Origin of the sequence: Rhizobium sp. ERR 942, assembly GCF_007828395.1 — a bacterium.
Lineage (GTDB): Bacteria > Pseudomonadota > Alphaproteobacteria > Rhizobiales > Rhizobiaceae > Rhizobium > Rhizobium dioscoreae.
In genome coordinates, this window is sequence record NZ_VIUA01000002.1 from 50,135 (window position 1) to 72,341 (window position 22,207).

The 22,207-nt window shown below is 59.0% G+C and carries 21 protein-coding genes; 14 read left to right on the forward strand and 7 right to left on the reverse strand.

What is annotated here, in order from left to right; all coding sequences use genetic code 11:
* Positions 1 to 38: 38 nt before the first annotated feature.
* Positions 39 to 1,241: an amidohydrolase family protein gene (locus tag FBZ97_RS07225; RefSeq protein ID WP_145317764.1), complete on the forward strand. Its 1,203-nt coding sequence runs from the start codon at positions 39 to 41 to the stop codon at positions 1,239 to 1,241.
* A gap of 31 nt (positions 1,242 to 1,272) precedes the next feature.
* Here the strand turns inward: FBZ97_RS07225 and FBZ97_RS35030 are convergent, their stop codons facing one another.
* Together FBZ97_RS35030 and FBZ97_RS34660 are read right to left on the reverse strand one after the other, a co-directional pair.
* Positions 1,273 to 1,407, reverse strand: a complete 135-nt coding sequence (locus FBZ97_RS35030) for a hypothetical protein (RefSeq protein WP_281406119.1) — start codon at positions 1,405 to 1,407, stop codon at positions 1,273 to 1,275.
* A gap of 362 nt (positions 1,408 to 1,769) precedes the next feature.
* Positions 1,770 to 2,033, reverse strand: a complete 264-nt coding sequence (locus FBZ97_RS34660; RefSeq protein WP_112345019.1) for a hypothetical protein — start codon at positions 2,031 to 2,033, stop codon at positions 1,770 to 1,772.
* A gap of 152 nt (positions 2,034 to 2,185) precedes the next feature.
* Between FBZ97_RS34660 and FBZ97_RS07235 the strand changes: the two genes are divergently transcribed.
* The 6 genes from FBZ97_RS07235 to ugpC all read left to right on the forward strand — a co-directional run bounded on the left by FBZ97_RS07235 (position 2,186) and on the right by ugpC (position 8,310).
* Complete coding sequence (locus FBZ97_RS07235; protein WP_186449468.1) at positions 2,186 to 2,923, forward strand: FadR/GntR family transcriptional regulator; 738 nt, start codon at positions 2,186 to 2,188, stop codon at positions 2,921 to 2,923.
* Positions 2,920 to 4,086, forward strand: a complete 1,167-nt coding sequence (locus FBZ97_RS07240) for a PLP-dependent transferase (protein ID WP_145317770.1) — start codon at positions 2,920 to 2,922, stop codon at positions 4,084 to 4,086. The genes FBZ97_RS07235 and FBZ97_RS07240 overlap by 4 nt, the downstream gene beginning before the upstream one ends.
* Positions 4,087 to 4,127: 41 nt before the next feature.
* Positions 4,128 to 5,387, forward strand: coding sequence for a sugar ABC transporter substrate-binding protein (locus FBZ97_RS07245; RefSeq protein ID WP_113332662.1), 1,260 nt, complete (start codon positions 4,128 to 4,130; stop codon positions 5,385 to 5,387).
* Between the two features lie 90 nt (positions 5,388 to 5,477).
* Entirely contained in the window at positions 5,478 to 6,413 is a 936-nt protein-coding gene (locus FBZ97_RS07250; RefSeq protein ID WP_145317773.1) for a sugar ABC transporter permease, read from the forward strand.
* Between the two features lie 3 nt (positions 6,414 to 6,416).
* Positions 6,417 to 7,247 (forward strand): carbohydrate ABC transporter permease, encoded by an 831-nt coding sequence (locus FBZ97_RS07255; RefSeq protein WP_113407750.1) that lies wholly within the window; start codon positions 6,417 to 6,419, stop codon positions 7,245 to 7,247.
* Positions 7,248 to 7,251: 4 nt separating this feature from the next.
* Positions 7,252 to 8,310, forward strand: a complete 1,059-nt coding sequence (gene ugpC / locus FBZ97_RS07260) for a sn-glycerol-3-phosphate ABC transporter ATP-binding protein UgpC (RefSeq protein WP_145317776.1) — start codon at positions 7,252 to 7,254, stop codon at positions 8,308 to 8,310.
* Between the two features lie 22 nt (positions 8,311 to 8,332).
* Here the strand turns inward: ugpC and FBZ97_RS07265 are convergent, their stop codons facing one another.
* A complete protein-coding gene (locus FBZ97_RS07265) occupies positions 8,333 to 9,478 on the reverse strand; it encodes a Xaa-Pro peptidase family protein (RefSeq protein WP_145317779.1) in 1,146 nt (381 codons plus the stop codon).
* A gap of 224 nt (positions 9,479 to 9,702) precedes the next feature.
* Between FBZ97_RS07265 and FBZ97_RS07270 the strand changes: the two genes are divergently transcribed.
* The 7 genes from FBZ97_RS07270 (at position 9,703) to FBZ97_RS07295 (ending at position 17,043) form a co-directional block, all read left to right on the forward strand.
* A complete protein-coding gene (locus FBZ97_RS07270) occupies positions 9,703 to 9,930 on the forward strand; it encodes a DUF1127 domain-containing protein (RefSeq protein ID WP_145317781.1) in 228 nt (75 codons plus the stop codon).
* Between the two features lie 68 nt (positions 9,931 to 9,998).
* Positions 9,999 to 10,850: an AraC family transcriptional regulator gene (locus tag FBZ97_RS07275; RefSeq protein ID WP_145317784.1), complete on the forward strand. Its 852-nt coding sequence runs from the start codon at positions 9,999 to 10,001 to the stop codon at positions 10,848 to 10,850.
* 82 nt (positions 10,851 to 10,932) lie between these two features.
* The gene (locus tag FBZ97_RS34320; RefSeq protein WP_186449469.1) at positions 10,933 to 11,094 is read left to right on the forward strand and encodes a hypothetical protein; all 162 of its coding nucleotides are present in this window, start codon (positions 10,933 to 10,935) and stop codon (positions 11,092 to 11,094) included.
* Between the two features lie 267 nt (positions 11,095 to 11,361).
* Positions 11,362 to 11,976 carry a hypothetical protein gene (locus FBZ97_RS07280; RefSeq protein ID WP_145317786.1) on the forward strand — a complete coding sequence of 205 codons (615 nt, stop codon included), beginning with the start codon at positions 11,362 to 11,364 and terminating at the stop codon, positions 11,974 to 11,976.
* Between the two features lie 305 nt (positions 11,977 to 12,281).
* A complete protein-coding gene (locus tag FBZ97_RS07285; protein WP_246661707.1) occupies positions 12,282 to 13,760 on the forward strand; it encodes an efflux transporter outer membrane subunit in 1,479 nt (492 codons plus the stop codon).
* 118 nt (positions 13,761 to 13,878) lie between these two features.
* Entirely contained in the window at positions 13,879 to 15,084 is a 1,206-nt protein-coding gene (locus FBZ97_RS07290) for an efflux RND transporter periplasmic adaptor subunit (RefSeq protein ID WP_246661708.1), read from the forward strand.
* A 3-nt stretch (positions 15,085 to 15,087) separates the two neighbouring features.
* The gene (locus FBZ97_RS07295; protein ID WP_145317796.1) at positions 15,088 to 17,043 is read left to right on the forward strand and encodes a MacB family efflux pump subunit; all 1,956 of its coding nucleotides are present in this window, start codon (positions 15,088 to 15,090) and stop codon (positions 17,041 to 17,043) included.
* Positions 17,044 to 17,542: 499 nt separating this feature from the next.
* Here the strand turns inward: FBZ97_RS07295 and FBZ97_RS07300 are convergent, their stop codons facing one another.
* The 4 genes from FBZ97_RS07300 to FBZ97_RS07315 all read right to left on the reverse strand — a co-directional run bounded on the left by FBZ97_RS07300 (position 17,543) and on the right by FBZ97_RS07315 (position 22,180).
* Positions 17,543 to 18,808, reverse strand: a complete 1,266-nt coding sequence (locus tag FBZ97_RS07300; protein WP_145317799.1) for an ATP-binding protein — start codon at positions 18,806 to 18,808, stop codon at positions 17,543 to 17,545.
* Positions 18,805 to 19,536 (reverse strand): response regulator transcription factor, encoded by a 732-nt coding sequence (locus tag FBZ97_RS07305; RefSeq protein WP_113332757.1) that lies wholly within the window; start codon positions 19,534 to 19,536, stop codon positions 18,805 to 18,807. Before FBZ97_RS07305 ends, FBZ97_RS07300 begins: the two co-directional genes overlap by 4 nt.
* A 238-nt stretch (positions 19,537 to 19,774) precedes the next feature.
* Entirely contained in the window at positions 19,775 to 20,830 is a 1,056-nt protein-coding gene (locus tag FBZ97_RS07310; RefSeq protein ID WP_145317803.1) for a hypothetical protein, read from the reverse strand.
* Positions 20,831 to 20,848: 18 nt separating this feature from the next.
* The gene (locus FBZ97_RS07315; protein WP_145317806.1) at positions 20,849 to 22,180 is read right to left on the reverse strand and encodes a glycosyltransferase family 1 protein; all 1,332 of its coding nucleotides are present in this window, start codon (positions 22,178 to 22,180) and stop codon (positions 20,849 to 20,851) included.
* Between the last annotated feature and the right edge of the window lie 27 nt (positions 22,181 to 22,207).

The window sequence follows — 22,207 nt, forward strand, 5'->3', positions numbered from 1 at the left end:
CGCGCGCGACCGGTGGCCATCGATTCATGGAGAAAAAATTGAGCACGATCGAAACTCTCTTTACCCGGGCCAAACTTGCCGACGGTTCCATCAAGGACATCGGCGTCACGGGCGGGCGGATCGTGTCGATGACCGAGACTGGAGCACCGATTTCTGCCTCCCAGCTCATCGACCTTGAAGGCGCCCTCGTCGTGCCGGGCTTCGTCGAAGGGCATATTCATCTCGATACCAGTTTTTACGGTGATGCCTGGATACCGCACAAGCCGTGCACCAACGGCTTCGACGTCCACGAACGTGTTGCCTTCCAGGCGCAAAACATGGCGCAGGCCGCGCCGATGGACGAAAGAGCCAGAAACCAGCTCGAACTCTGCATTGCCAACGGCAGCACGTATATGCGCAGTCATGTCATGGTGGACGGTTCCGTTGGACTGAAATCGCTGGAGACCGTGCTTGCCGTGCGCGAAGAATACCGCGACCTGATCGACATCCAGCTTGTTGCCTTTCCGCAAAGCGGCATTCTGAAGAGTCCCGGCACGCCTGAGCTTCTGGATCAGGCGATCGCCATGGGGGCCGATCTCGTCGGCGGGCTCGATCCGGCAAGCTTCGATCGCGATGTCGAAAAACATCTCGATGTGGTTTTCGGCGTCGCCGAGAAGCATGGCGTCGATGTGGACATCCATCTTCATGACGGCGGCACGCTCGGCCTCTTCACCATCGAGCAAATCTGCGCCCGCACGCGTAAGCTTTCCATGGGCGGGCACGTCGCGATCAGCCACGCCTACGGACTTGGCGATCTCTCGATCGAAGCGGCCAAGCGCGCTGCGGCCCTGATCGCCGAGAGCGGTGTCTCCATCATGACCAACGCACCCGGCGCCCATACCTTCCCGCCCGTCGCCTTGCTTCGGGCTGCCGGTGTCACTGTTTTCAGTGGCAGCGACAACATCCGCGATTCATGGTGGCCCTATGGCGACGGCGACATGCTGGGCCGCGCGATGATGATCGGCTATCGGTCCGGCTTCTATACCGACGAGGAGCTGAACACCGCCTTCGATGTCGTGACGGAAAGCGGCGCCAAGGCCCTGCGCCTGGAGGGTTATGGCTTGAAGATCGGCGCCAAAGCCGACTTCGTTACCTTGGAGGCGGAGCATATTCCCGAGGCGGTCGTCGCAGTGCCGAGAGGACGCGCAGTCTACAAGGCGGGCAAACTCGTCGCCAAAGATGGGGCCGTCCTGCGGCGCTGATCAGGCACCAGGACCACGAATCGGCAGCCTGCTACCGCTTCAACTCCCGCTCGAATTTTTCGATCTGCTGCAGAACCCATGGGTCATCGGCGGAATGTTGGGTCGTTTCCTGTTCCGGCCGCCGCTTGCGGCAAATCCAATCGATGAAGACACGAAGCAGGCGCATGTGGGTATCCAAGGTTTTTAGTATCTGCGAGGCCCGGCAACGTGGCTGGCAAGCCGTAGAAACCGGGCCTCAATGACCGCAAGGCGTTGCGGTGATTGCCTTTTTGCCCGTGGCAAAATGAACGCTGGCTGAATATATTGCACGGCACGATAGTTTCCTTGCATCTTTGCAGCCACTAGGAGAGAGCCTGGAAACCAATCTCATTTCACGAATGAAGAGCTTTTTTACGTGAGCGTACCGCTATCGGCAAAACTGACCTAGCCGGGAGAGAAGACGACCGTTAGACAATGCCGCGTCGCTTCCGATTTCCCCGGAGCGGCACAAGCTTAGCCTCGCCTGTGCGGGGCTTTTTTCTTTTCGGCCTATGCTTTTCTGCGCCGCGGCTCGCCGCCCGGTGCATAAATCGTGTCCTGCTCGAAAGGAAATACCGAGCCGCATCGGCAGCGCACCATATGCTTGCGCGGATCGGTCGATGGCCGTTCCGTGGAAAAGCCGCGCGGCATCTCGTCTATCTTGAAATCGCGGCTCGTCGCCCGACGATCGTCAGTTTCGGAAACTTCAGCAAAGCCGGTGTGGTCGCATTTCGCGCATTCCAGCTTCCGTGAATATCGATCTCTTGCGGCCATTCTCTTCCAGCCCGGGACTCACAACACGTTCCTTCTATCAGCGCTGCCGGTGCTCTTGAAGGCCGCAAACAACCTTCGTTACCGCGCGCTTTCCGTCCTTAAAAATTTGAGGGCTGGAAAAATGACCGTGCTAAGAAAAAGATATTGACCTGATGGCAGATGTCAGACCAATTTACTGTCCCATGACAAAACCCGTGCTTACCCCTCTTCCTTCCATCGACCGGACGCAGCAAGTCATCGAGGCGCTGTCGACCTTCATCGAATCGTCCAAGCTGCAGGCAGGCGACCGGCTTCCGACCGAGCGCGAGTTGATGACCGCGCTTTCCGTGGGGCGCTCCACCATTCGCGAGGTGATCACTTATTTCCAGGCGCTCGGCGTCATGGAGACGCGCAAAGGCAGCGGCACCTATTTGCTGAAGCCGGTTTCGAAGGCGACGATCCATATGCCGCTTTCCTTCAACCCGTCACATCTGCGCGATGCGCTGCTGCAGACGCTGGAGGTCCGCCGCGGCATTGAATGCGAGGCCGGCATGGTGGCTGCGAGAAAGCGCACCGACGAAGACCTCATCATCATCGAAGAGAAACTCAACGAGATGGAGCGCGTGCACATGGCCAAGGGCACATCCGGGCCCGAGGATCTTGCCTTCCATCTTGCCGTCTATGACGCCACGCATAACCCGCTGTTCCGGCAGCTTCTCGAACAGATGAGAGAAACCTTCGAGCGCTTCTGGGAGCATCCCTTCGATCGGCAGGATTTTGCTCGCCGCTCCTTTCCCTATCACCGCACGCTGTTCAACGCGATCGTCGACCAGGATCCCGAAGCAGCGCGCGCCGAAACACTGAAAATTCTCGACGTCGTCGAGGAAGACATCAAGGAAATGTCCCAATGACCGACGGGCTAGAGCCGTTCGAACTTGCATCCCTTATTACAGCTCACGACGACGGCAATTTTGCCGAAGCCGTCGTACCGCCGATCTTCCAGACGTCGCTGTTCACTTTCTCGAACTATGACGAAATGATCGCCTCCTATCGCGGCGAAAAGGTGCGGCCGATCTATACGCGCGGTCTCAACCCGACGGTGCGCATGTTCGAGGAGATGCTGGCGAAGCTGGAGGGCGGCGAGGATGCGCTCGGTTTTGCCAGCGGTATGGCGGCGATCTCATCTGCAGTGCTGAGTTTTGTCGAGCCGGGCGATCGGATCGTTGCGGTCAAGCATGTCTATCCCGATGCCTTCCGCCTCTTCGGCACGGTTTTAAAGCGCATGAAGGTGGACGTGACCTATGTCGATGGTCGCGACGAAGAAGCGGTCGCTAAGGCGCTTCCCGGCGCCAAGGTGTTCTACATGGAAAGCCCGACGAGTTGGGTCATGGAAGCGCATGACGTCGGCGCGCTCGCTGCACTCGCCAAACAGCACGGCGTCGTCTCGATGATCGACAACAGCTGGGCAACTCCCTATTTCCAGCAGCCGCTGAAGCTCGGCGTCGATCTCGTCATCCATTCCGCCTCCAAATATCTCGGTGGGCACAGCGACGTGGTCGCGGGTGTCGTTGCCGGCTCGAAGGAGATGATCGCTCGCCTGAAAGCCGAAGCCTACCCCTATCTCGGGGGCAAGCTCTCGCCCTTCGACGCATGGCTCCTGATCCGCGGCCTTCGCACCCTGCCGATTCGCATGAAGGCGCATGAGGCGGCGGCGCTGACCATCGCCAAACGCCTGCAGGAGCTCGATGTCGTTGAGCAGGTCTGCCATCCGGGCTTGGCCAACCGTCTGCCATCCGGCCTGAACGGCACCTCGGGCCTGTTTTCTTTCATCTTCCGCGAAGGCGTCGACGTGCGTGCATTCGCGGATCGCCTCACGCTCTTCAAGCTGGGTGTGAGCTGGGGCGGACATGAGAGCCTGATCGTGCCGGGCGAAGTCGTGCTGCAGCAGAAGGCGCAGCCGAATTCGGCGCATACTTTTGGCATCAATCCGCGCTCCGTACGTCTCCATGTCGGCCTCGAAGGAACCGAGGCCCTGTGGAAGGAACTCGAGGAGGCAATCGCCGCCGCCTCGTGACATCGTCAATCTGAGAGGAAAATCCAAAAAGGGGAACCAACATGAAAAGACTGATAACGGCAGCACTCTTTACCGCTTTGATGGGCGGCACCGCCTTTGCCGATACGACTCTGAAGCTCGTGGAAGTCATCACCAGCCCGGAGCGCACCGAGACGCTCAAGTCGATCGTCGCAAAGTTCGAAGCCGCGAACCCAGGCACCAAGGTCGACATCATCTCCCTGCCCTGGAACGAGGCCTTCCAGAAATTTGCCACCATGGTCTCTGCCGGCGATACGCCCGACGTGATGGAAATGCCGGACACCTGGCTCTCGCTCTATGGCAATAATGGCATGCTGGAAAGCCTCGAGCCTTACCTTGCCAAGTGGGAGCATACGAGCGAGCTGACGCCCCGCGCGCTTCAACTCGGCCGCGATGTCAAGAACACCGCCTATATGCTGCCCTACGGCTTCTATCTGCGCGCCATGTTCTACAACAAGAAGATCCTGAAGGATGCCGGCGTCGCCGAGCCGCCGAAGACGATGGACGAATTCGTCAAGGCATCCGAGGCGATCTCCAAGCTGCCCGGCAAATACGGCTATTGCATGCGCGGCGGTCCGGGTGGTCTCAACGGCTGGATGATCTTTGCCGCTTCCATGGCCGGCGACAACAAGTACTTCAAGGATGACGGCACCTCGACGATGAACAGCCCCGGCTGGGCCAAGGGCATCGAGTGGATGGTCGATCTCTACAAGAAGGGTTATGCGCCGAAGGATAGCGTCAACTGGGGCTTCAACGAAGTCGTTGCCGGCTTTTATTCCGGCACCTGCGCCTTCCTCGATCAGGATCCGGACGCCTTGATCGCAGTCGCCGAACGCATGAAAAAGGATGATTTCGGCGTAGCGCCGCTGCCGAAGGGTCCCGATGGCAAGTCCTTCCCGACCATTGGCTACGCCGGCTGGTCGATGTTCGCGACAAGCCAGAACAAGGATCTATCCTGGAAGCTGATCGCGACCCTTGAAGGCAAGGAAGGCAATCTGGAATGGAACAAGAAGATCGGCGCCTTGCCGGCCTATACGGCCGCGGAAAAGGACCCCTTCTATGCCGGCGATCAGTTCAAGGGCTGGTTCCAGGAACTGGCCGACAAGGACACCGTTCCCACCGTCATGCCGACCTACCTTGAGGAATTCGCCTTCTTCAAGGATTCCCTCGCCATCAAGACCTCGCAGCAGGCATTGCTCGGCGATATCTCGGCAAAGGACCTCGCCGATCAATGGGCCGATTACCTGACCAAGGCCCAGCAGAAATTCCTGGCCAAGAAATAGAACGCACATGCGGCGGCGGAGCAATCCGCCGCCATCTCTGCCCAATTGAAACAGACGGCGTTCGAACGCCGCGAACGGGAACTCTTGCAGATGACTTCGATCACCGACACGCTCGAGAGGCGCCACGACCGCAGGCCGTGGCTAAAGCGCCTCGCCGACGCCTCGGAGCCCTATCTCTACAGCGCCCCTGCCCTCATCCTCATCATCGCCGTGATGCTGGTGCCGCTGGCAATCGGCATATCCTACGCCTTTCGCGATATTCAACTGCTCAATCCGTTTTCCGGCGGCTTCATCGGCCTGGAACACTTTCGCGAGCTCTCCAAGGATAAGGCCTTCTACTGGGCACTGAAGAATACACTTTGGTGGACCGGCGCCTCCGTGGTGCTGCAGTTCATCTTCGGGCTGATCCTGGCACTTCTGTTGGACAAACCGTTTTTCGGCAGATCGATCGTTCAGGCGCTGGTATTCCTGCCCTGGGCCGTTCCTTCTTTCCTCGCCGGCCTCAACTGGTCCTGGCTGTTCAACCCGGTCATCGGACCGATCCCGCATTGGCTCTATGCTATGGGGCTGATGAGTGAGCCCGGCAATATCCTGTCCGATCCGAACTATGCGATGTGGGGGCCGATCATCGCCAATGTCTGGTGGGGCATTCCTTTTTTCGCGATCACGCTCCTGGCAGCCCTTCAGGCGATCCCGCGCGATCTTTATGAGGCGGCTTCGATCGACGGCGCCGGCTGGTTCGAGCGCTTTCGTTCGATCACGCTTCCTTTCCTGGCGCCGACCATCGCCATCACGATCCTCCTACGAACGGTCTGGATCTCCAATTTCGCCGATCTGATCGTCGTTATGACCGGGGGCGGGCCGGCGGACCGCACGCAGATCGTCGCGAGCTATATCTTCACGCAAGCCTTCAAGCGGCTGGATTTCGGCTATGCCTCGGCCATTGCCCTGGTGCTGCTGGTCCTCCTGCTTGCCTATTCCATGCTGATCATCCTGCTGCGGCAGACCCTGCTGAACAAGGATTGAGCCATGAGACGATCCGTCCTTCCCACCATCGCGCATCGACTGGCCATTCTTTGCTACGTTGCCTTCGCGCTCTTCCCGCTCTTCTGGCTGTTGAAGGTCTCGGTGACGCCGAATGATCTGCTCTATACCGAGGGTGTACGCATGTGGCCGTCGCGCACGACCTGGGAACACTATGCCTTCGTGCTGCAGCACAGTGACTTTCCGACCTTCTTCAAGAACAGCCTGATCGTCTCTGCCTCGACGGCGATCGCGGTGACCATCTGTGCGTCGCTCTCCGGCTATGCGCTCTCGCGCTTCAATTTCCGCGCCAAATACTGGATCGTGGCGCTGATGCTGCTGACGCAGATGTTTCCACTGGTCATGCTGGTGGCGCCGATCTTCAAGATCCTAACGCCGCTGCACCTGACCAACAGCTTGACCGGCCTTGTCATCGTCTACACGGCCTTCAACGTGCCTTTCGCGACCTTCCTGATGCAATCCTTCTTCGACGGCATTCCGAAGGATCTGGAAGAGGCTGCCATGATAGACGGTGCGACGCAGTTCACCGCCTTTCGGCAAATCATCCTGCCGCTGACGCTGCCCGGTATTGCGGCGACGCTCGGCTTCGTCTTCACGGCGGCATGGAGCGAGCTGCTTTTCGCGCTGATGCTCATCAATGGCAATCAGGCGGCGACCTTCCCGGTCGGGCTTCTCACCTTCGTCTCGAAATTCTCGGTGGATTTCGGGCAGATGATGGCGGCGGGCGTCATGGCGCTCATTCCGGCCGCGCTCTTCTTCCTGCTCATCCAACGCTATCTCGTGCAAGGCCTGACGGCCGGCGCGGTCAAGGGTTAGTCATATGGCATCGATCGATATTCAGAACGTCAAAAAAGCCTACGGCCACGTGCAGGTGCTGCATGACATCGATCTCAGGATCAAGGATGGGGAGTTTGTCGTTCTTGTCGGCCCCTCGGGATGCGGCAAGTCCACCCTGCTTCGCATGATCGCCGGCCTTGAGGACATCAGCGGCGGCGAAATCCGCATTGCCGACAATCGTGTCAACGAGCTGCATCCGAAGGACCGCGACATAGCCATGGTCTTTCAGTCCTATGCGCTCTACCCGCATATGAATGTCGCCGGCAATATGAGCTACAGCCTGCGGCTGCGGAGGGTGGCCAAGGATGGCATTGCCAAGGCTGTCGCTCGCGCGGCATCCAAGCTCGGCCTCGATCCCCTGCTCGAACGCCGGCCGAAGGCGCTTTCAGGCGGCCAACGCCAGCGCGTCGCCATGGGCCGCGCCATCGTGCGCCAGCCGAAAGCCTTCCTCTTCGACGAGCCGCTGTCGAATCTCGACGCCCGCTTGCGTGAGCAGATGCGTGCCGAGATCAAGAAATTGCATGGCGACCTGAAGGCAACCTCGATCTATGTGACTCACGATCAGATCGAGGCGATGACGCTGGCGGACCGCATCGTTGCCATGCATGGCGGGGTGGTTCAGCAGGTCGGCAGCCCGCTCGAACTCTACGACCGCCCCGCCAATCTCTTCGTGGCCGGCTTCATTGGTTCACCCGGTATGAACTTCCTCGATGCGACTTACCAGGGTAATGCCGTCAAGCTCAGGGACGGCACGCTCGTTTCGCTTGCGGAGCCGCTCAAATTGGCAACCGCTGCGAAGATCACGCTCGGCATTCGGCCTGAGCATGTCGTGTTATCGTCCAACCCGTCCGACATGACGGCCAATGTCGAACTCATCGAACCCACCGGCTTCGGCATCATCCTGCATCTTTCGCTGCACGGCCTTCCGTTTAAGGTATTCACCCTGGATCGCACTGCTTTGAGTATGGGAACGCAAGTGAACGTCTCCTTCCCGGCGCAGCATCTGCATGTCTTCGATGAGGATGGAAAAAGGGCGGCTTGACGGCCGCCCTGTCTAGAAATTCTCAGCTCGCAAAGGGTTCCGTCGGTCCGCTGGACGGCTGTGTGAACCAGTGCGGCCCATCCGACGCCATATAGATGTGGTCCTCGAGCCGGATGCCGAATTTCTTCGGAAAGACGATCATCGGCTCGTTTGAGAAGCACATGCCCGCCTGCAGCACCGTCGTGTTGCCGCGCACGATATAAGGCTCTTCGTGAATTTCGAGGCCAAGGCCGTGACCGGCGCGATGCGGCAGTCCCGGCAGCTTGTAATCGGGGCCAAGCGAGTGTCTGGCGAGTACAGCGCGCGCCGCATCATCCAGGCTGGAGCAGGCAGCGCCCAGCTTTGCCGCGTCGAAAACGGCCTGCTGCGCCTCCCGTTCGATCGCCCATGCATCCTCGAAGGCGCTATCGCCGCTCTTCAGCTTGTAGGTCCGCGTCAGGTCGGAATGATAGCCGTCGATGCGGGTACCCGTATCCACCAGAATGACGTCATCTTCGCCAAGCGTCTGGTCGCCATCTGCGCCGTGCGGCAGGGACGTGGCTTCGCCGAAGGATACGATGCAGAAGGTCGAGCCACCATCGGCGCCCGCCTCGCGATGCCGCCGGTCGATGAATTCGACGACTTCCGATGCGCGAATTCCCGGCTTGAGTAAGGCATGAGCCTGCCTGTGTACGCCCAGCGTCAGGTTCATGGCATATTGAATGAGCGCGATTTCGGCCGGAGATTTGATGCGGCGCATACCGTTGATGATCGGCCCGCCATTCACAAGCCTTTCAGCTCCAAGCTCGGCCGCCAGGGCGTTGTAGAAATAAAGCGGCATGCTGTCGTCGAGCGCCAAGATGCCGGCATTCCCGAGCAAGCGGGCGATCAATGCCGCGCTGCTCTCTTCCTCCTGCCATTCCAGGATCTCGGCCGGTAGATGCGGCAGGGTTTCCACCCTGCTACGCTCAAAGCCCGGTACGATGTAGTAGAGTTCTGTCGGCGTCACCAATGCGCCGAGAAACCGCTCGCTCGCATGCCAGACCAGACCGGTGAAATAGCGGAGGCTTTCGGTCGGCCCGAGCAGCATTCCGGCCCATCCCCTTGCATCAATCCGGTTTCGAAGGCTTGAAAGGCGCTGTTGTCTTTCCTCCGCGGTGATCCGGGGTACTGGATGTTGCCACGACATTCCTACTCTCCTTAATGATCGTCGCCCTGCATGATGTGATTGTCGCAACATGCGGAGCAGCGCCGACACTATCGTTGCCGCAAGACCTATGTCGACAAGGAAAATACAAATATAATCACTTTTCCGAAAGGCTGCAGCCGCGTTCGATTGCTAAATTATCTGACAGCGCGAACACGGCTCCAGTGGTTCACTGCTCTCATCGAAGCAACCGATGGAGTATCGCCATGCAAGCCACAAACATCATCACCTCTTCCGAACCGGCCGGCGCTTTCCGCAAGGCTCGACGCTCGCCTTTTTCGGCGTTGCAGGACCTTGCACGCATGCTCGCACGCAAGATGGTCGAGCGCAGGAACCGCAATGCGCTTCTGGAACTGTCGGACGATCAGTTGAAGGACATTGGCCTTTCCCGAGGCCAGAAGGGGAGCGATGTTCATATTTATAGTCGCTACTAAAAATGGCGCAGGATGTGCTAAGCTCCGCTGGTGCGACGGGCGTTAACGCCGGGATGGGGAAGTTCGGCATGTCAGAAATTTCGACCGCCTTGCTGCTGAAGACGAAAACCGTCGTCATCCGCGATATCGTCTGTAACGGCGAATGCCGGCATAAGAGCGGAGAGGAATGCGCCCACAAGACGAGCCTCGTCTATCCCTATCGTGGCGTCTTCAAGCGCCACGTTGGTCAGAGTGATACCGTTGCGGAAGCAAACCAGGTGTTGTTCTTCAACAACGGACAGGAATATCGAATCAGTCATCCCGTTGACGGCGGTGATTCCTGTCTCGATCTTAGTATAGACGAGAGCGTTCTTCAGGAGCTTGCACCGAAGGAACAGGTTCAATCCGGCGAAAACGTTATTTTTCGTCGCCAGCGCCGACGCATAGATCCGCGCGCGCAGGCACTCGTGGCTATGCTTCGCCATGGGCTCAGCCGCAATATAGCCGAGAGCCTTGAAGGCGAAACACTGGCGTTGACTTTGGTGCGCCGTTCTCTCGGCGAGCGGACATCGCATGCGGCCGGCGCAAGTTCCGGCCGGCAGAAGCTCGTCGACCGGGCAAAGCTCGTTCTGTCGTCCGATCTTGCACGGCGCTGGACGCTTGCAGAGATCGCCAGGGATGTCGGCGTCTCGCCCGTCTACCTGACACAGGTCTTCCAGCAGGTAGAAGCCATCCCTCTTTACCGCTATCAGCTGCGGCTTCGGCTGGCACGCGCGCTCGATCTGCTCGCTTCCTATGACGACCTGACCATGCTCGGGCTTGATCTCGGGTTTTCCAGCCATAGCCATTTCAGCGCCGCGTTCAAACAGACCTACGGCCTGACGCCAGCGGAATTCCAGCGCTCCGCACAGTTGAAGCCCAAGCGCTACGCGGTTCGCTAAAGATTCAGACAGCGCCGACATGATGATCGGTGCTCTTATGATCCTGCCCTGGCAAGGGGATCGATCAGGAAAGGATCATGAGATGAAGAGAACCACATGTGCCGCTTGCGATTGCGAACTCGGCACCGAGACCATCAAGGTCAATCTCGGCGGCAAATCGGTGGAAGTGTGCTGCGAGGAATGTGCGGCCGCGTTGAAGGAGGCGGATCAATCGACATCTGCTGCTTCCGGAAGCAAGCAATAGCGAACACTGTGGAGAGAGCCGTCGCCAAGCGACAGCTCTCTCCATCTACGACCTGCGATCGACCTCGAATGTCGCTTGTTGTTACACTGGAAGTCGAACTTTAAGGCGACAATAGAGGAAATTGTAATGAAGCATTGCTGCCAGGCCATCAGCAAACTTCGTTCGCAATATTCCCCTTGCGGGAAAAGTTAGGAAACATATCGACGTATTGCATTCATAAGGTCGCATTAGCTTTTGCTGCAGTTACTCGTAGCGAAGGCATTGATTATGAACAAACGACTTATCGTCGCGGCTTTATTGGTAACGGCAATTGGCGGTGCAACCGTCTCAGCTTATGCAGCCGGTGCAGAAATCGAATCCCAGCAGCAAAAGCCTGCAGGCGCAGAGACCGCGCAACCGGGTCCGGTCGGCCCGCCATCGGACGGCTGGTATTTCCAGGACCGTCATCCCGAAGGGCCGATGATGGCCTCTGGCGGGGGTATGCCCATGCCCCCGGGGCCTCCACATAGACCGAACCCGGCCCTGATGATCGCGGAAAAATTGTCAGCGCTCGAAACCTTGATCGGCGTCCGCAGTAACCAGCTCGACGCCTGGCGGGATTATACCAGCGCCCTGATCGATCTCCTGACTCCCGCAAAGAGCGAGCTGCCGGACCTGCCGGCGCCCGACGACGATGCCGCGTCCCAGGCTGCCCATCAGAGCGACGGGCAAGCTCAACTTTTCGGAGAGCGCCTAGCCGATCGCGTACTGGATCGTGCCGCGAAGGCCAAGGCTCTCAAGGACAAAGCTGTGGCTCTGCGCAACATGTTGAACGCCGATCAGCTCACCAAACTGGCGGACGCGGAACGCTTGCTCGTTCCCGGCCCGCATCCGTTCCACTGATCATCAATGGAGGGTCTTTCTGGGCGAAACCCTCCACCTCACCACGACAGACCATTTCCTCTCCGCTTCCAGCCAATCGAGATCCCCCCGGACGCCCCTGTTGGTTGGAAGGAGCGGCCCTTCGCCGGGCCGAATGGTCCGGGAACGCCCCGCCCGGCGCTCCCGGACCAATGGCGTGTGAGCACTGCCATTCCTTCTTCGCAGGGGAAAAGCGATGGTCTCCCTCACGCTCCACGTCTTCCTGGCCCCAATCGAGGCCAGTGCATTGCATCAACAAGCCAGGGATGGAAATCTTGCCGATATGTTTGCGCTCAAACACGGGACCGTCGAATATTGCCATTGCCGCCATATTCGTCGGAACATTGACAGGCTGTGTCGTAGGGCCGGATTATAAGACACCCGACCTTGCCGTGCCGACGCATTGGGGCAGCAAGGCCACAAGCAAGCCCTCGCAAACCCCGCAATTGTCGCAATGGTGGAAACAGCTCAAGGATCCGACCCTTGATGCGCTCATCGCGGAGGCGATCGCCGGCAATCTTGACGTTGCGACAGCCAAGGCAAAGATCCGCGAAGCGCGCGCCACCTATCGGGAGCAGAGGGGCGCATTGCTGCCAACGGCATCGGCAACGGCTTCCGCGGCACGCACACGCACGTCGGCTGCAGAAGGCGGCACGACAGATGCAACCTTTTCCACATTGTATAACGGGGGGTTCGACGCCAGCTGGGAGCTCGATCTCTTCGGCGGCAACAAGCGCGCCGCGGAAGCGGCGAAATACGGCGTCGATGCTGCGGATAAGCAGCTGCGCGACACCATGCTGACCCTGATCGGCGATGTCGCATCCTATTATGTCCAGGCGCGTGAATATCAAGCGCTACGCGATCTGGCTAAGCGCACCGCCGCATCGCAGCGCGAAAGTGCTGCTCTTACCCATGCAGAATATCAGGCAGGCAGCGCCACCGGCGTCGATACCGCCAAGGCTGACGCGCTCGCTAACAGCACGGAGGCTGATATCCCAACCTACGAAATCTCCTATTCGGAAGCTGTCCATCGCCTGGGTGTGCTGCTGGGCAAGCCTCCGGCCACGCTTGAGGACAGGCTCAAGGGCAGCGGTCCGATTCCGAGCCCGAAGATGAATGTCTCCGTCGGCATTCCCGCCAATATCCTGATTTCACGGCCGGATGTTCGTCTGGCAGAACGGCAGCTTGCACAATATACCGCGAAGATCGGTCAGGCCGAAGCCAATCGTTATCCTTCGATCTCCCTGACCGGCGACATTTCATCGTCGGCAGCCAGTATCGGCGATCTTGCAAAGAAGTCCTCCATCGGATGGACATTCGGCCCGACTCTGACGGTACCGATCTTCCAGGGCGGACAGCTCAAGGCCGCCGTGGACGTCGCCAAGGCCGAACGGGATCAATATTTCATCGCCTACCAATCGGCTGTTCTTTCCGCCATGGAGGATGTCGAGAATGCTATCGTATCGCTGACCCAGGAACGGCTGAAGTACGACAAGCTCGTCTCCTCCAGCAGCTCCTACCGCCGGGCCTCGGACCTCTCGCATACGATGAACAAGGCCGGCGTTATCGACTTTCTCGACGTGCTGGATGCTGAACGCTCGCTCTATAGCGCTGAAGAAAACGTGATCCAGAGCAGAGCATCGATCGCTACCGACTATATTGCACTCAACAAGGCGCTGGGTGGAGGTTGGGACGGACAGGTCGATGTCTCCACGCCTGTCGTCGTTGACGCCGATACGGGTCCCCATCTGGCCAAGGTCAAATAATCTCATGCTGAACACCCTGGAACATAAGGCACCGCCGACCGTCAGTCCGAAACATGCCAAGGACGCAAGCTCCCCTCCCGCCAGAGCGCTCCCAAAGCGGAGCATCAGACCGCGGCACATGCTCTATGCAAGTCTCCTCGCCCTTGCCGCAATCGGCATTCTCTCTTTCCGATACGGTTATTTCGACCGGCAGACGGCATCGGCCATCACGGCGCCGGTGGCGCGAGGCAATGTCGAGGAAGCCGTACTCGCATCCGGCACCTTCAGACCGATCAAGCTGGTTGCAGTCGGTGCACAGGTCTCCGGTCGGATCACGGCTGTTCATGTCAAGCTTGGCGATACCGTCAAGAAGGACAGCCTTGTTGCCGAAATCGACTCGACCACACAGAGCAATGACCTGAAGACCGCTCAGGCTTCCCTGGCGAACGTTAGGGCACAGCGCCAGGAAAGCGAGGCCGATCTTGAAAACGCGCAGACGACGCTCGTCCGCCAGCAGACGATCTTCCACAATCAGGCTGGCTCCAAGGCGGACCTCGACAGCGCGGAAGCGAGCGTCAAGAAGATCACTGCCCAAATTGCCGCTCTCGACGCGCAAATCACATCGGCCGAAGTTGCGGTGGAAACCGCGCGCGCCAATCTTTCCTACACGCGCATCACAGCGCCGATGGACGGCACGGTGCTCGCCATCGTCAATCAACAGGGCCAAACGGTGAACGCGGCGCAATCGGCGCCGACTATCGTCATCCTCGGACAAGTCGATACGATGATCGTTCGCACCGAGATCTCCGAAGCTGATGTCGTCAAGATCAAAGTGGGGCAGCCGATCTATTTCACCATCCTTGGCGATCCGAATACCCGGCATGAGGCCACGTTGCAGTCGATCGAGCCGGCACCTGAATCGATCACCAGCGACAGCAGCATCACCTCGTCGTCCACCACGGCGTCATCGAGCAGCAGTACGACATCGTCATCCTCCACCTCGGCGATCTACTACAATGGTGTGTTTGCAGTGCAGAACCCCGATAATTACTTTCGCACCTACATGTCGGCGGAGGTTCACATCGTTCTCGGAGAGGCCAAGAATGTGCTCACCATCCCTTCCTCCGCATTGGGCGCCAAATCCGCCGAAGGATCCCGCGCTGTTCAGGTCTTGAGCGACAACGGCAAGAGGATCCGCCGCAACGTCATGGTCGGCCTCAACGACAACGTCTCTGCCGAAATCCTGTCTGGTCTCTCCGAAGGAGAGAATGTCGTGGTCGGCGAGGCAAGCACGACGATCACCAAGAGCAGCAGTGGCGGCCCTCCCCCTCCAATGGGGTTCTGACCCATGCCTTCTCCGATTATCGAACTGAAGCGCGTGCGCCGCGAATATCAATCCGGGGACCGCACGATCGCAGTCTTGCAGGATGTTGATCTTGTTATCGCCGAAGGCGAAATGGTCGCGATCGTCGGGCCTTCCGGTTCGGGGAAATCCACGCTGATGAACATCATCGGTCTATTGGACCGCCCGACCTCCGGCACGTATGCGATCGCCGGCGAAGAGACGCATCGCCTAGACAGCGATGCGCTATCCAAACTGCGCAGAGAGCATTTCGGCTTCATCTTTCAACGCTATCATCTGCTTTCCGAGCTGACGGCGATCGGCAATGTCGAGGTACCGGCCATCTATGCCGGGCAGTCAGGTGAAACAAGACGAGCGCGCGCGGCGGCGCTTCTTGAGCGGCTCGGCATGAGCGAACGAAACAGCCATCGCCCGGGCCAGCTTTCGGGCGGCCAGCAGCAGCGAGTTTCGATCGCGCGCGCCCTGATGAATAACGGCAACGTCATTCTTGCCGACGAGCCCACGGGCGCCCTTGACCGGCAGAGCGGCGAGGAAGTCCTGCGTATTCTTGGCGAGCTCCATGGCGAGGGCCACACGGTCGTCATCGTCACCCACGACATGAATGTCGCCGCGCGCGCCGATCGCATCATCGAGATCTCCGACGGACGGATCGTTACCGATCGACGTACGTGCTGCAAAGCTCCAGCATTGCGAGCCTCCGCTACCGCGGCCGGCTTCGGCAAATCCGGCTGGCGGGAGATGGCCGGTCGGCTGACGGAAGCCTTCCGGATGGCGGTCCTTGCACTCAAAGCCCATCGGCTGCGCACGTTCCTGACCATGCTCGGCATCATCATCGGCATAGCCTCGGTCGTCAGCGTCGTCGCGCTCGGCGAGGGGTCACAGCGAAAGGTTCTGGAAAATATCAATAGCCTCGGCACCAACACGCTGGAAATCTTTCCCGGCAAGAGCTTCGGCGATACGCGCTCCGGCCGCATCAAGACCCTGGTGGTCGCCGACGCCGATGCTTTGGCGAAATTGACCTATGTCGCGGCTGTTACACCGACCGTCTCGACCAGCAGCACCGTGCGATTCGGCTCGATGGAGGCGAACGCCCTCATCAATGGCGTGGGAGACACGTATTTTTCCGTGAAGGGATCGAAACTTATCATGGGCAGATTCTTCGACGCGGACAGCGTGAAACGCTTGTCGCAGGATGCGGTCATCGATCAGAACACGGCGACGACCTTGTTCGCCGATCAGGGGCTCGATCCGCTTGGGCAAACCATTCTCGTCGGCAAGGTTCCCGCGCGCATCATCGGCGTCATCGCCTCCCAGCAAGGCGGCTTCGGCTCAAGTGACAATCTTTCCGTCTATCTACCCTATACCAGTGTCCAAGCCCGCCTGTTGGGCGATATGTCGCTGCGCAGCGTCACGGTACGAGTCGCCGACAATACCGAAAGTGTTGCCGCGGAGGCGGCCGTCTCCCAGTTTCTGGAGCTCCGCCATGGCACCAAGGATTTCTTTATCCTCAATACCGACGATATTCGTCAGACCATTACCAGCACGACCCGGACGATGACCCTGCTCGTCTCGGCGATCGCCGTCATATCGCTGCTGGTCGGAGGTATCGGTGTCATGAACATCATGCTCGTCTCGGTGTCGGAACGTATCGCCGAGATCGGCGTGCGTATGGCAGTCGGCGCGAGACGTCACGACATTCTCCAGCAGTTCCTGATCGAAGCCGTCCTCGTATGTCTGCTGGGCGGTGCTTTCGGCATCGCGACGGCGCTCGGCTTCGGCTTCGCCTTCAACTATTTCGGATCGAACTTCACGCTCGTCTATTCCGCAAGTTCGATCATTCTGGCCTTCGCATGCTCCTGCGCGATCGGCCTGACCTTCGGCTACCTGCCAGCCCGCAACGCATCGTTGCTGGACCCTGTCGCGGCATTATCAAGAGACTGATATTTCTGGAAAAAAATCAACGGCGGAGCCGGAAAGCAATCCGGCTTCGCCATTCGTGTTGGGGGCGTCATGGCGAAGCCGGGTATGCGGGGCGACCAAAGCCTGCTCGAGCCAAGCTGCTGATCGACCACGATTTTACATCAGTTGCCGCCACTGACATTTCTGAATGTTGCTGAAACAAGGCATTTTGGGGAAATTTAATGTCTCGGCTTTTCCGCCAGCACGAACTATTTGGTAAGTTCTATAATCTTACTTTCAATAGTGGTTTATGTAGAATTTTCGAGAGTTCTACGCAAGTAAAGCCTGTTTGATCGCGCGGATATTCCGTCAGCTGATCCCATCCCTGCAAGGGATGGCCAAGCTGCGATGCCACGATGATTTGAGTCACGTCGCTCGTGCTGGAGCGGTTCAGCTCTTCACGGAATCTCTGAACCGCTCTATCTCTTTGGTTCACGCAATTCCGGATGGAAAACCGCATCGCACTTTTCCTGGAATTGCTCTAGCTTGCGACTTTGGCCCCGGCGCTCTTGAACGACACGACCTGCTCCAATCCACGCGGCTGACGGTTACGGACCGTGATTTCCCCCCCGAATCGGGTAACGATTTCACGCGCAATGGCCATGCCAAGGCCTGCTCCCGGAAAAGACCTTTGCCTGGCAATGTCGATCCGGAAGAAGGGTTCGAACACCTGATTGAGCCGATCCTCCGGAATACCAGGCCCGGTATCGACAATTCGCACAACGGCCCTATTGCCAAGATGCGTCACCGTCACTGTCGCCGACTGGCCGTGTGTTGCCGCATTGATGAGCAGATTCCGCAAGGCTCGGGTGACGGCGAGAGGGCCTGCACTGATCGTTGCCTGCTCCAGTTCGCCGCTCGTGACGTTCATATCGATCGCTTTCAACTCGGTGACGATATCGCCAACGATCTTGTCGAGCCTGACCTGCTCCAGACTGTCCTTGGAAATCTCTTCCCGGACCAGCCCTATCGCGCTGTCGGCGATCCTGTCGAGCTCCTCGAGATCGGCAAACCACTTGCGCCGCTCTTCATCATCCTGAATGAACTCGGCCCGCAGGCGCATCCGGGTCATCGGCGTTCGCAGATCGTGTCCGGCGGCGGCAACGAGCCGCATACGGCTTTCCGTGGCGGCCTTCACCCGCGCCGACAGGCCATTGAGCGCCTGCGCGGTCGCGCGGATTTCTCCCGGTCCGCTTTCCGCTATATGCGGCAGGGTACCGTCGGGATTGATCGCCGCCGCCGCCTCCTCCAGCAGACGCAGCGGCTTCATGATCTTCGAGGCGGCAAAGATGGAGACGAGCACGCTGCCGATGATGATAAGACCGAGCCATCCCACAAGGATTTTCCACCCGCCCGGCGGCGGGCCATGGTCCGGCATCGGCATGATCAGCCAGTTCCCGTCGGAAAGCTTCAGCGACGCGATCATCTCGCCCGTCGACTGGCGTACTATGACGGCCTCGCGCATGCCGGATATTCGAAGCAGGGCTTCCATCAGGAAGCGGGACAGCTCCTCGTCGCGTTGGCCTTCAGCGGGTCCAGGGGTAACGACCAATCCCGCCGATGCTGCAGTGGTTCTGTCTTTCTCTGCGAACGTGGCAAGAATGGAAAGCTGGTGGGCCATCCGTTCGATCGTCATGTCCGGCCGCGGTCCGCGCATGACAAGGCTTGCTACGAAAGATGAGGAAATGACGACCAGAACGATGGCGGTCATCAAAAGTAGCGCTAAGCGCGCGCCGAGCGACCTCATGAATCGCCTTTGATGGCCGTTACCGGAACGACGAGCTGATAGCCTCCATTGCGGATCGTCCTGAAGATGGGCTCCTCTACCGTTTCCCCAAGCTTGCGGCGCAACCGGCTCATCAGGACGTCGATGGAGCGATCGGCCGGATCGCGATCACGTCCCTGCGTCAGGTCGAGCAGCTGATCACGCGACAGGAGCCGGCCAGCACGTTCCAGGAATGCCTTCAGAAGGTCGAATTCGGCGCCCGTCAACGAAATCACCTCGCCGCTCTCTCTGCTGACCCGACGAAGCTGCGGATCAAGCATCATGTTCGCGAACTGATAGCGCCTCTGCTCGGGCTCCAATGAGGAGTCCTCGTTCGTGCGGCGCAGGACCGCACGGATGCGCGCGGCCAGTTCGCGCGGATTGAACGGCTTGCCGAGGTAGTCGTCGGCGCCGATCTCGAGACCGAGAATGCGATCTATATCTTCTTTCAGAGCGGTCAGGAGAATGACCGGCACCCGAGGACGGCGATTTCGCAGATCGCGGCAAAGATCGAGGCCAGAGCCATCGGGAAGCATGACATCCAGGACGAGGAGATCGGGATGACGTCGGTTGAGCGCATCGTTGCATCCGCGCAGATCGCTTGCCGTCGATACGCGGAAACCCTGCTCCTCGAGGTATCTGCTTAGGAGGGAGCGTATTTCGTGGTCGTCATCGACTATCAGAACATCGGGTGCGGCATTCGCGTTCATAGGATTCATTCCGTTTTCTCAATTCTTATACAAACTATGGATTGCCTGAAAAGAAGGGTTTTGCGGCGCCAATACGGAAAAATCTGAACGAGAAATGTTCGTTTACAAAATTCCCGGCGCTGGAAATATTGGGTAACAAAATAATGCGCGGAAAACGGAATCCGCTGCCGATGACGCATCAACGAGTCGAAAGCCGTTGCTCACCCGCGGTCGTCAAAGCCAATCCGCAAGCAGGCTATCAAGCCGCTCGCAGCCATTCCACGCTCCAGGCGGAAAGCCGCCCTTCAATGGCACCGCTGTCCATCATCAGCCGAATTTCGATCGGCGTACGTGGGTCAACAATATTGACCGGCACCGCCGCCTCGAAAGAGCCAGTGCCTTCCGGGCAGACACGCAGCCTCCCTAGCAATTCGGCAGCATGTACCTCCAGGGTGAGGATCTGCCCCTGACAATCTTCGTCGACGTCGAAGGCAAATTTCGCATTCCAGCGGCCTGGCGGCAAGTGAAGATAGGGGCCATAGATGAGGCACCGGGCTCCTCCGGTGAGGTCGACAAGATCGTCCAGTGCCTGCCCCAGGCTGTCGCCTGACAGAAATGTCTCTTGCGGCCAGAAAATCGTGGCGCTTGAGCTTTTCCGGCGGTCGAATTCCAGAGGGCGGAGAACCTTCCTTGCCGTCTCGCGCAGTGCCTCGCTAACCTCCGGGACAGCCTCCTGCGGCATCAGATATCCCGCGATCACCGCCGCTGCAGCCTCCTCCAGTTTCGGCGGCTCGGCATGCGACGGCTGTCCGGCAGGCGCCATTCCGACATGCAGCAGCGCATTCGCGATTTGCTCGAATTTGAGATCAGTACTGAAATGCCGGTCTATCGTCTTCAAAAGCAGATCTATGCTGCCCTTTTGACCGATGTCGTTGCGCCGCAAGACCAGCCCTCCGGAAGCGCCTGCCAGCGGCTCGAGGCAGGCAAGGCTGGCCGAGACGGCCCTGACCAAGCCGATATCCCGCTGCTCGGTCGCTCGAGCCAGATATGAGACCGCGTCGAGCGGATCCTCGAGAAACAACAGAAACGGCACATTGACCCTGAGGATCAACTCCGAAAGCCTGGCTTCCGGAAATTGCGAGACGAGAACCGCATGCATGCCGGATCGCGCTACGACATGCTGCTTGAGGTCCTCCACTGTGTCGGTTGCGATGATCGCGTAATCGCCGAAGGCTTCGCGGGCCAGGGCGTGCACCGCGGCAACACCCCACGAGGACATGACGCCCGGCATCCCGAATGCAAAGAGGATGGTCATGATCCGCTCTTTCTGCGGTTATCCGTTGAAGAGGCTGTCATAAAGCGCGCTCACCTTCTGTTGATATCGATCCGTGGAAAAACGGGCGGCCTGCCTGGGGCCGGACTTGGCAAACGAGGCGCACAGCCCGTCATCCTGATCCAGACTGACGATCGCCTTGCGCATCTCCTCCGTGTCATAAGGATCGACCAGCAGCGCGGCATCTCCGGCTATTTCGGGGATCGATCCCTCCGTGGAGCTCAGGACCGGCGTTCCAAGCTGCATGGATTCCAGCACCGGCAGGCCGAAACCTTCATAAAGCGACGGAAACAGCACCGCCCGCGCTCCCCTGATCAGGCTGATCAGCAAGGGATAGGATACGAAATCGAAGCGCTGGATCTGCCGTTGCGGCAAGATGCGGTCTTCCGCGCGAAGATAGAAGCGAAACCGGTCATCATCGATGAGCTGCCGCGTTTCCTCGCCTTTCCATCCCGGAGCACCGACGATGATAAGCGGCTTGGATGTCTTTGCGGCGAGATAGGCCTCGATCAGCCGTGAAATGTTCTTCTTCGGCTCGAAAGCGCCGAAGAAAAGGAAATAGCCCTTCCAATCGAGATGGAAGATACCGGCGACTTCATCCGCAACCACATCGACCGGTTTCTCGCGAAGTCGCTCCGGCACGTGAACGGCCTGATAGGTATTGCTGACGCGCGCCTCATCGGCACCAAGAACCTTGATAATATCGGCCCGCGACGTTTCGGATACCGTCACGATATGATCCGCCCGCCGGACCAGGGAGCGCAGCATCTTGTAGTGATAGCGCTTGTCGTCCTCGGTCAGATAGGGCAGCCGCAAGGGAACCAGGTCATGGATCGTATAGATATTCAGCGCCTTCCTAACCGCGATCGGCATCGGATAGGTGCAATGGAGAAGATCCGGCCGAGCCTCGAACTTCATTGTGAGATTATTGCCGTAGCGCTTGAAATGATGGCGCGCGAGATGGAACAAGTCGCTGGAAGCATAGGCCAGGGCCGCATCGCCGAGTTGCGCCTGAAGAGATTTAAGAATAACCGTCCCGCCGAGTGGGATCGGAACCGGGTTCACACCGAAGGGCGCGGCAATGCGACGGCGCAGCCAATGCCGAGCTTCGGATAATGCTCCGCGCGGGCGGGCGCCGGATGCATCGAAGAGAACAACCTCCCGCAATACCGGGTCCTTCGGAACCCTCCCCGGAATTCCGTAGACAACGCCGGTCTGATAACCAAGCGAACGGGACGCCGACAGCAGGCTACGGGTATAGGTCGCAACACCTGTGCCCTTTTGCAGAGAAAGATTGAGGCCGTCGTAAAGGATCGTCTGGCTCACTCCCATCTCTCCTTCAGCATCTGGAAATCCTTC

Coding starts and splice junctions, on each gene's coding strand:
- FBZ97_RS35030 (WP_281406119.1), bottom strand. CDS start 1,407: ATGCGCCTGCTTCGTGTCTTCATCGATTGGATTTGCCGCAAGCGGCGG.
- FBZ97_RS34660 (WP_112345019.1), bottom strand. CDS start 2,033: ATGGCCGCAAGAGATCGATATTCACGGAAGCTGGAATGCGCGAAATGC.
- FBZ97_RS07235 (WP_186449468.1), top strand. CDS start 2,186: ATGGCAGATGTCAGACCAATTTACTGTCCCATGACAAAACCCGTGCTT.
- FBZ97_RS07240 (WP_145317770.1), top strand. CDS start 2,920: ATGACCGACGGGCTAGAGCCGTTCGAACTTGCATCCCTTATTACAGCT.
- FBZ97_RS07245 (WP_113332662.1), top strand. CDS start 4,128: ATGAAAAGACTGATAACGGCAGCACTCTTTACCGCTTTGATGGGCGGC.
- FBZ97_RS07250 (WP_145317773.1), top strand. CDS start 5,478: ATGACTTCGATCACCGACACGCTCGAGAGGCGCCACGACCGCAGGCCG.
- FBZ97_RS07255 (WP_113407750.1), top strand. CDS start 6,417: ATGAGACGATCCGTCCTTCCCACCATCGCGCATCGACTGGCCATTCTT.
- ugpC (WP_145317776.1), top strand. CDS start 7,252: ATGGCATCGATCGATATTCAGAACGTCAAAAAAGCCTACGGCCACGTG.
- FBZ97_RS07265 (WP_145317779.1), bottom strand. CDS start 9,478: ATGTCGTGGCAACATCCAGTACCCCGGATCACCGCGGAGGAAAGACAA.
- FBZ97_RS07270 (WP_145317781.1), top strand. CDS start 9,703: ATGCAAGCCACAAACATCATCACCTCTTCCGAACCGGCCGGCGCTTTC.
- FBZ97_RS07275 (WP_145317784.1), top strand. CDS start 9,999: ATGTCAGAAATTTCGACCGCCTTGCTGCTGAAGACGAAAACCGTCGTC.
- FBZ97_RS34320 (WP_186449469.1), top strand. CDS start 10,933: ATGAAGAGAACCACATGTGCCGCTTGCGATTGCGAACTCGGCACCGAG.
- FBZ97_RS07280 (WP_145317786.1), top strand. CDS start 11,362: ATGAACAAACGACTTATCGTCGCGGCTTTATTGGTAACGGCAATTGGC.
- FBZ97_RS07290 (WP_246661708.1), top strand. CDS start 13,879: ATGCTCTATGCAAGTCTCCTCGCCCTTGCCGCAATCGGCATTCTCTCT.
- FBZ97_RS07295 (WP_145317796.1), top strand. CDS start 15,088: ATGCCTTCTCCGATTATCGAACTGAAGCGCGTGCGCCGCGAATATCAA.
- FBZ97_RS07300 (WP_145317799.1), bottom strand. CDS start 18,808: ATGAGGTCGCTCGGCGCGCGCTTAGCGCTACTTTTGATGACCGCCATC.
- FBZ97_RS07305 (WP_113332757.1), bottom strand. CDS start 19,536: ATGAACGCGAATGCCGCACCCGATGTTCTGATAGTCGATGACGACCAC.
- FBZ97_RS07310 (WP_145317803.1), bottom strand. CDS start 20,830: ATGACCATCCTCTTTGCATTCGGGATGCCGGGCGTCATGTCCTCGTGG.
- FBZ97_RS07315 (WP_145317806.1), bottom strand. CDS start 22,180: ATGGGAGTGAGCCAGACGATCCTTTACGACGGCCTCAATCTTTCTCTG.